Raw genomic sequence first — 7,784 nt, 5'->3', positions numbered from 1 at the left:
GCGATCTCCTCCAGCGCGTCCATCGGGCCGGCCAGCCGGGCGGCGAGATCGTCCGCGGCGGCCGTCGGCGCGACGCCCCGGGGCAGCCGTTCGAACAGCCGCCGGCCGAGCCTGTCCTCCAGGGCCTTCAACTGGGTCGTGACGGTCGGCTGCGACAGCCCGACCAGCCGGGCGGCGGCCGTCAGCGATCCGGCCCGGTAGACGGCAAGAAAGGTCCTCAACTGCGCCAAGTCGAGCGAGCCATAGGAATTCCGATAGATCACATTGATTAGTCTATTTTGTGGCTTTAGTTCTCCGGCCTACGCTGAGGCACATGTCGAAGATTCTCACCGTGGTCACCGGGGCCACCTCCTGGACGCTCAACGACGGAACCCTCCACCCGACCGGCTACTGGGCCGAAGAACTGCTCGTCCCCTACCGGGCGATGCTCGAGGCAGGCCACGAGGTCGACTTCGCGACGCCCGGCGGGGTCGTCCCCGTCGCGGATCCGGGCAGTCTGGCCCCCGAAGCCAACGACGGCCAGGACGTCGTCGACGAGCTCGCCGAGATCCCCGGCCTGGCCGCGCCCCTGAAGCTCGAGGACGTGGACGTCGCCGGCTACGACGCCGTCTTCTATCCGGGCGGCCACGGCCCGATGCAGGATCTGGCCGTCGACGAGACGTCGGGCCGGCTCCTGGTCGCCGCCCTGGACTCGGGCAAGCCGCTGGCCGTCGTCTGCCACGGCCCGGCCGCGCTGCTGGCCGCCGTCCGTCCCGACGGCTCCCACGCCTTCGCCGGACGCGAGCTCACCGGCTTCTCCAACGCCGAGGAGACCCTGGCCGGGCTGGCCGACAAGGCGCCCTGGCTGCTGGAGGACCGCCTGACCGCGCTCGGCGCCGACGTCCGGGTCGCCGCGCCCTGGACCCCGCACGTCGTCGTGGACGACAACCTGATCACCGGCCAGAACCCGCAGTCCGCGGCTCCGCTCACCGCGGAACTCCTGAAGTGGCTCGCCTGACGCCTCAGCGGGGGGTGAGGCGGACCACCGGGTAGGCGCGGTCGGTCTTGGACTGGTACTTCGCGAGCCGGGGCTGGGCGGCGGTGATCCGCGTCCACGCCTGGTCGCGCTCGGGGCCGTCGAGGACTTCGGGCCGGACGGGCAGCGGCTCCCGGCCCGGCAGTTCGATCGTCGCGCGGTCGGGGGCGCCGACCAGGTTGAGATGCCAGTCGGGGTGGCGGTCCTTGCCGCCGGAGCCGACGACCAGCCATGCGTCGTCGCCGTCGGGGAACCAGGCCACCGGGGTCTCGAACGGGGTGCCGCTGCGCCGCCCGACCGTGTGGAGGACCAGCACGTCCATGCCCATGAGGGTGCCGCGGCCACCGCGGATCTTCCGGTTCATCCGGGCGTTCATCCGGTGCTGCATCCACCGGGAGAACCCGGTGTGCCCACTCGTGCCTGCCATGGTCTTCCTCCGCTCCGTCGTCTGACTTCAACGTTAGGAGCGGACCGCCCGCGAAGGCTTCTCCGTTCCTGACCGTTCGGCTCGGCGTCAGATGACGCCGAGCGACCGGCCGCCCTGGTCGCGGCGCGCGCCCTTGGCCCAGGTGATCAGTCCGGCGCAGAAGGACAGCCCGAACGTCAGGACCAGCAGCACCAGTTCGGTGTAGCCGATCGACCGCATGAACGTGCAGAGCGCGACGACGCTGGCCACCGACATCGCGAAGCAGAGCACCATCAGGCAGGTGCTCCACCGGCGGGACCGTTCGCGCGCGACCGGAGCGGCCGCCGCCGCCTTCTCGGGCTCCTGCCGCTTCAGCCCGCGCGCCTCGAGCCGGTCGACGAAACCCTCCCAGACCGCCTCTTCGAACGTCGTGCTGAACTCGACGCTCAGCAGCCGCTGCCGCTCCGCCCCGTCGACCCCGGTCGCGACGAACACGACGGACTCCGCGAACGGCACCATCTCGACCTTCGCCTCGGCGGGCGACCCGTCCTCCGGCTCCCTGGCCCGGAACTCCGCCCAGCACGAGGCGAGCAGGCCCGCGAGTTCCGCGACCCGCTCCCCCTTGATCCGCTCGCCGGGCGTCCCCGCCAGCAGCCGCTCCATCCGCAGCGGCGACGGCCCGTACAGGCAGGCGGCCGCGACCTCGACGGTCAGCCTGTCCCCGACCTCCTCGTCGGCCAGCAGCCAGTCCGGGCTGTAGGTCCCTTTTCTGAGCCGGGGCACCGACACCGAGACGGCGCCCGCGCACGTCTCCCATTTCTGGGTCCGGTAGCCGTTGCGCCGGTCGGTCCTGGTCTGGGCCCGCTCCCCCAGCGCGGCCCCGCAGATCGCGTCGGCGTCCGCGCCCATGACCGCTTCGGCCAGCACCACGAGCATCCCCCGCAGCAGCTCCGGCTCCTGCTCCTCCAGCCGAGCCGCCAGCCAGAGCTCGGGCTCCCTCTCGATCCCCACGTAGCAGGCAATACCCACCACAATCACCCGTAACCTTGGGTAGTCAGGCGTCGTCCGCCGGGTCGTCCTCGCTCTCGCCCGGCACCATGCGGTGCAGGCCCTTGCGGTCGTAGTACTCGGTCATCGTGAACCCGAGGACCAGCGCGACGATGATGCCGACCGCCATCATCGTCCAGGCGCGGGTGAGCCCCGCCTCGGCCTGGGCGTCGAAGTAGAGGATCGACCGGACGCCCCCGCTGACCTGCCGCATCGGCTCGAACTCGCCGAGGAAACGGTAGAACTCCGGGGTCGCCTCCAGCGGAATGGAAGCCCCCGACGAAGGCAGCGCCAGCGCGATGAACACGAACATCGCCACGATCTGCCCGATCCCGCCGAACACCGCGTTGATGGCCTGCACGCCGAGCCCCAGCGAGAGGCAAGCGCAGTAGGAGAAGATCCACAGCAGCGGCAGGTGCGCGGAGTCCATCTTGAGCAGCGTGATGGTCGCGAACATCAGCAGCGAGACGAGGCCCGCCGTGAGCACCGCCGTCATCAGCATCTTCGCGAGCAGGGTCTGCGTGCGGCCGATCCGGACCGTCTTGTGCCGGAAATGCCAGGGCCCGACCTCGCTGTCGGCGTACCCGAGCGCCGTGTCGACGCCGTTGTGCACGATGTTCGCCGAAAGGAACCCGATCAGCACCAGCAGCAGCGTGTAGTAGAACGCGCTCAGCCCGAGCCCGCTGCGCTCACCGATCTCGTGCCCCGGCCGGGTCTTGATCTGGACCGGTTCCGCGAGCAGCAGCCGGGCCGTCGGATCCCGATCGGGAGCGGCCTTCAGAAGCTGCTCGCCGATGGCCGTCGAGACCTTGGCGGCGGCCCGCTGGTTGATCTGCGCCGCCATCGACGAGCCGAGGCTGCCGAGGCCCGGATTGGTCAGCACCAGCAGCTCCGGCCGGCTCTTGCCCTGGTCGGCGCCGAGCGCCAGCACCGAGGAGGTGAAGTCCGCCGGGATCAGCAGCGCGCCGTAGACACGTCCACCGGCCAGCAGCCGCTGCGCCTCCTGCTCACTGACCTTCTCCCACCGGACGTCGTCCCCGGTCCCCCCGGTGACGGCCGCCTCGACCTGGGTGCCGAAATTCTGGGTCTGCCCGGCGGGCGGCTTCCCCTGGTCCGCGTTGACGATCGCGATCGGCAGCGCCCGCAGATGGGCCGCCGGATCCAGGATCCCGCCCATGTACAGCAGCGAGAGCAGGATCGTGACCAGCGCGCTGAGCACGGCCGGCACCAGCCAGATCTTCCCCCGCCGCAGCACGGTCGTCGCTCTGGCCCCGCCATCCCGCCCGGCCTTCCCCATCCCCATGGGGCCCCTGTACCCGCCCCGCCCGCCCGCCCTCAGCCCTTCAAACGATCTTTACCTCCGGCTAGTCGCCCGGCTGGACGTCGCGCCAGCGCGATTCGCACCATGAGTAGAGGCCGAAGGCGACCAGGCCGACGGCCACGGCCAGGAGCAGCCAGGGGCCCAGCGGGGTGGCAGCGGTCTTGCGGAGCGCGCCGTCGAGCCCTTCGGCCTTCTTCGCGTCGAAGGTCACCGCGGCGACGACGAGGAACGCGCCGAACACGGCGAAGACGACACCGCGCGCCGCGACCCCGACGACCCCCAGCGTCTCGACGACCTTCCGGGCGTGGGCGCCCACCCCGTCCAGGCTGAGCCGTTTGAGGAACTTCCTGCGCAGCCCGCCGACCGCGATCACGATCCCCGCGACGGCCACGCCGAGCCCGACCGCGAGCACCAGCCACCGGCCGCCGGAATGGCTCATGAACTCCCCGGTGACGTCCTTGGACTGGCTGTTGCCCGACTGGCCGCCGCTGCCCAGCAGGAACCCGACCACGCTCACACAGCCGAACCCGTAGAACACCGCCCTGGCCAGGGAGCCCAGCCGTTTCGTCGGCTTGTGGCCGTCCGGGCCCGCCTCCCCGTAGATCGCTTCGGCGAGCCGCCACAGCGTCAGCCCGGCGAAGCCCCCGGCGATCAGCCAGAGCACCAGGGTGCCGCCCGGCCGTTCGGCGACGGCGTGGAGCGCGCCCGTCCGGTCGGCGTCCTCACCACCGGAGCCCAGCCCGATCTGCACCGCCAGAATCCCGACCAGCACATAGTTGGCGCCGAGCGCGATCAGCCCGCCTCTGGCGAGCAGTTCGAGCCACCGGCTGGAGGCCGCGTCACGTCCGGCCGACTGGACGCCGTCCTTGGCGCTCCCGGCGGTCATGACCAGGACCAGTCGCGGATGTGGGCGGGGTCCTCGCCGTGGGCGCGGGTGTGGTCGCGGGCGCTCCTGCGCTGGTCGGCCATCCGCTGGCGCACCTGCCCGGCGCGTCCGCCGAGCCCCGGCACCCGGTCGATGACGTCCATGACCAGGTGGTACCGGTCGAGGTCGTTGAGCATGACCATGTCGAACGGGGTCGTGGTGGTGCCCTCCTCCTTGTATCCGCGCACGTGCAGGTTGCGGTGGCCGGTGCGGCGGTAGGCGAGCCGGTGGACGAGCGCCGGATAACCGTGGAACGCGAAGATCACCGGACGGTCGGTGGTGAAGACGGCGTCGAACTCGGCGTCCGGCAGGCCGTGCGGATGTTCGCCCGGCGGCTGCAGCTTCATCAGGTCGACGACGTTGACCACCCGGACCCGCAGATCGGGCAGATGGGTCCTGAGCAGGTCGGCGGCGGCGAGGGTCTCCAAGGTCGGGACGTCCCCCGCGCAGGCCAGGACCACGTCGGGATCGGCTCCGCCGTCGGTCGACGCCCACTCCCAGATGCTGATCCCGCGCGAGCAGTGCGCGACGGCCTCGTCCATCGGCAGCCAGGTGAGCTGCGGCTGCTTGCCCGCGACGATCACGTTGACGTAGTCGCGGGAGCGGAGGCAGTGATCGGCGACCGACAGGAGCGTGTTGGCGTCCGGCGGCAGATAGACCCGGACGACCTCGGCCTTCTTGTTGACCACGACGTCCAGGAAACCGGGGTCCTGGTGGGTGAAACCGTTGTTGTCCTGCCGCCACACGTGCGACGACAGCAGATAGTTGAGCGACGCGACCGGCTGCCGCCACGCCAGGTTCCTGGTGGTCTTCAACCATTTGGCGTGCTGGTTGAACATCGAGTCGACGATGTGGATGAAAGCCTCGTAGCTGGTGAAAAGCCCGTGCCGTCCGGTGAGGAGGTAACCCTCCAGCCAGCCCTGGCAGAGATGCTCGCTGAGAACCTCCATGACCCTGCCCTGCGGCGCGAGATGCTCGTCCGTCGGCAGGAGCTCGGCCTGCCAGACCCGGTCGGTCGCCTCGAAGACGGGCGAGAGCCGGTTGGACGCGATCTCGTCCGGGCCCATGATCCGGAAGTTGTCGGGGTTCGCGGTGATGACGTCCCGCAGATACCCCGCCAGCACCTGGGTGCCCTGCGCGACGACGGTGCCGTGCTTGTCGACCGGGACGGCGTAGCCGGTGAACGCGGGCAGGTCGAGATCGCGGAGCAGCAGCCCGCCGTTGGCCGCCGGCTGGGCGCTCATCCGCCGGTCCCCCTCCGGCGGCAGATCGCGGAGCTCCGCGACGGGCGCGCCGTCGGCGTCGAACAGCTCCTCGGGACGGTAGGACCGCAGCCACTCCTCGAGCTGCGCGAGATGCTCGGGGTTGGTGCGGACCTCCGACAGCGGCACCTGATGGGAGCGCCACGTGCCCTCGACGGGCAGGCCGTCGACGACCGCGGGGCCCGTCCAGCCCTTCGGCGTCCGCAGGATGATCATCGGCCAGCGGACGTCCCGCGGCCGGTCCGAGCCCGCCCGCGCGTGCGCCTGGACGGCCGCGATGTCGTCCATCGCCTGGTCGAGCGCCGTCGCCATGAGTTCGTGCATCTCGTCGGGGTCGGAACCCGACACCAGGTAGGGCCGGTAGCCGTACCCCTCGAACAGGGCGAGCAGATCGGCCTCGGGGATGCGCGCCAGCACCGTCGGATTGGCGATCTTGTAGCCGTTGAGGTGCAGGATCGGCAGCACCGCCCCGTCATGGACCGGGTCGAGGAACTGGTGGGAATGCCAGCTCGCCGCGAGCGGGCCCGTCTCGGCCTCGCCGTCGCCGACGATGCACGCCACCACCCGCTCCGGACGGTCGAACGCGGCGCCGAACGCGTGCGCCAGCGAGTACCCGAGCTCACCGCCCTCATGGATCGACCCGGGCGTCTCCGGCGCGACGTGCGACGGCACCCCGCCGGGGAACGAGAACTGCCGGAACAGCCGCCCCATCCCCGCGGCGTCCCTGGTGACGTGCGGGTAGACCTCGCTGTAGGTCCCCTCCAGCCAAGCGGCGGCGACGGCCGCAGGGCCGCCGTGGCCAGGACCCATCACATAGATCATGTCCAGATCGCGAGCCCGGATGATCCGGTTGAGGTGCGCGTAGCAGAACGTCAGCCCAGGCGAAGTGCCCCAGTGGCCGAGCAGCCGCGGCTTGACCTGCCCGGCCACCAGCGGCTCCCGCAGCAACGGATTCCCCAGCAGATAGATCTGCCCGACCGCCAGATAATTGGCCGCCCGCCACCACGCATCGACCAAACCCTTCTCACCCAAAGTGATCATGCCGCTCCTTCCAGGGAACATCCCGGGCACAGTCCCCCCGACAGCCCCCGACTAACAAACCCGCTCCTCTCCGAGCACCTGCCGACCCATCCGGGCATACCGCTCACCGGGCAACGAAGCACCCGGGCGGGGAAACTATGCTTGCCGTCCTATGACGGATGCGGACCTCCCCCCGGCGATCCGGCGGATCAGCGCGGTCCTGCCCGGATGGCGCACCGCGCGACCACCGCTCCGCGTCCTGCTCGTCCTCCACAGCGTCACCGCCGCCACACGGATCGCCGACCTCGCACCCCTTTTCGAAGACCCGCGGCTCCAACTGTTCTGCACCCAGACCAGCGACGCCATGTTCCCCGACGGAGTCCCCAACTTCATCACCACCCAACAAATCCGCCACCTCACCTGGGAACAGGCCACCACCCTCAAATTCCACGCCGCCATCACCGCAAGCCTCGGCGACAACCTCCACGAAATCAAAAGCCACATATTGCGAATTCCCCACGGAAATGGCTACAATAAAAACTGGACCAGCGGACCAGCGGACCAGCGGACCAGCGGACCAGCGGACCAGCGGACCAGCGGACCAGCGGACGGGTGTTCGGGCTCTCAGCGGAAACGCTCACTCATGCCGGCCGGCTGATTCCCGCGGCGATCGGCCTTTCCCACGAAGAGCAATTCGATCGGCTCGCCGAAGGGTTTCCCGAGGCCCTTCCGGCCGCATTTCTCGCCGGCGATCCATGCCATGACGTCCTTATCGCGAGCCTTCCCCG

8 protein-coding genes are annotated in these 7,784 nt (G+C 70.3%); 2 read left to right on the top strand and 6 right to left on the bottom strand.

What is annotated here, in order from left to right:
• Window positions 1–263 (bottom strand): LysR family transcriptional regulator (locus ACYVE7_RS06555; protein WP_460363643.1); only part of this gene is annotated, 263 nt, incomplete at its 3' end.
• A gap of 50 nt (window positions 264–313) precedes the next feature.
• Here ACYVE7_RS06555 and ACYVE7_RS06550 point away from each other — a divergent pair.
• Window positions 314–997, top strand: coding sequence for a type 1 glutamine amidotransferase domain-containing protein (locus tag ACYVE7_RS06550; protein WP_460363642.1), 684 nt, complete (start codon window positions 314–316; stop codon window positions 995–997).
• Window positions 998–1,001: 4 nt separating this feature from the next.
• Here ACYVE7_RS06550 and ACYVE7_RS06545 read toward each other — a convergent pair whose 3' ends face one another.
• The 5 genes from ACYVE7_RS06545 to ACYVE7_RS06525 all read right to left on the bottom strand — a co-directional run bounded on the left by ACYVE7_RS06545 (window position 1,002) and on the right by ACYVE7_RS06525 (window position 7,017).
• Window positions 1,002–1,442 carry a nitroreductase/quinone reductase family protein gene (locus ACYVE7_RS06545; RefSeq protein WP_460363641.1) on the bottom strand — a complete coding sequence of 147 codons (441 nt, stop codon included), beginning with the start codon at window positions 1,440–1,442 and terminating at the stop codon, window positions 1,002–1,004.
• A gap of 87 nt (window positions 1,443–1,529) precedes the next feature.
• On the bottom strand, window positions 1,530–2,432 hold the full coding sequence (locus ACYVE7_RS06540) for a transposase (protein WP_460363640.1): 903 nt from the start codon (window positions 2,430–2,432) through the stop codon (window positions 1,530–1,532).
• Between the two features lie 43 nt (window positions 2,433–2,475).
• Window positions 2,476–3,771 carry a YhgE/Pip domain-containing protein gene (locus tag ACYVE7_RS06535; RefSeq protein ID WP_460363639.1) on the bottom strand — a complete coding sequence of 432 codons (1,296 nt, stop codon included), beginning with the start codon at window positions 3,769–3,771 and terminating at the stop codon, window positions 2,476–2,478.
• Window positions 3,772–3,832: 61 nt separating this feature from the next.
• On the bottom strand, window positions 3,833–4,675 hold the full coding sequence (locus tag ACYVE7_RS06530) for a DUF1206 domain-containing protein (protein WP_460363638.1): 843 nt from the start codon (window positions 4,673–4,675) through the stop codon (window positions 3,833–3,835).
• Entirely contained in the window at window positions 4,672–7,017 is a 2,346-nt protein-coding gene (locus tag ACYVE7_RS06525) for a phosphoketolase family protein (RefSeq protein WP_460363637.1), read from the bottom strand. Before ACYVE7_RS06525 ends, ACYVE7_RS06530 begins: the two co-directional genes overlap by 4 nt.
• A 151-nt stretch (window positions 7,018–7,168) precedes the next feature.
• Here ACYVE7_RS06525 and ACYVE7_RS06520 point away from each other — a divergent pair, with 151 nt between their 5' ends.
• A complete protein-coding gene (locus ACYVE7_RS06520; RefSeq protein WP_460363636.1) occupies window positions 7,169–7,654 on the top strand; it encodes a hypothetical protein in 486 nt (161 codons plus the stop codon).
• The last annotated feature ends 130 nt before the right edge of the window (window positions 7,655–7,784 follow it).

The sequence above is a fragment of the Actinocorallia lasiicapitis genome (assembly GCF_054778695.1).
Note: the sequence above shows the minus strand (reverse complement) of the source record. Positions and strands in the feature narration are given on the sequence as shown.